At 73.7% G+C, this 334-nt stretch carries 1 protein-coding gene; it reads right to left on the bottom strand.

Annotation, left to right across the window (positions count from 1 at the left end; genetic code table 11):
• On the bottom strand, positions 1-334 hold a 334-nt coding region (locus AC5RV2_RS19145), incomplete at both ends, for a glycosyltransferase (protein WP_494093637.1).

The following is a 334-nucleotide window of genomic DNA, read 5'->3' as shown; positions in this document are numbered from 1 at the left end:
ACCAGCACGGACGGCAGGCCCACGGCGGCTATCTCGCACACCGTGGCCGCGCCGGCGCGGGCCAGCAGCAGGTCGGCCGCCGCGTAGACATCCTGCATGCCGTCCACAAATTCCACCTGGTGGTAGCCGGGAGCGGCGAGCAGTTGACCGTCGGCGTCCCGCAGCGCCTTGTTCCGCCCGGTGATGTGCAGCACCTGGACGCCTGCCGCGGCGAGCTCCTGCAGGGATGCGCCGATGGTGCGGTTGATGCTCAGCGCGCCCGAGGAGCCGCCGGTGACGATGAGGGTCGGCCGGTCCGGCGCCAGTCCCAGCCGCCGGCGCGCGGCTTCGCGGG

Source organism: Arthrobacter sp. Y3225116, from assembly GCF_059091245.1.
Note: the sequence above shows the minus strand (reverse complement) of the source record. Positions and strands in the feature narration are given on the sequence as shown.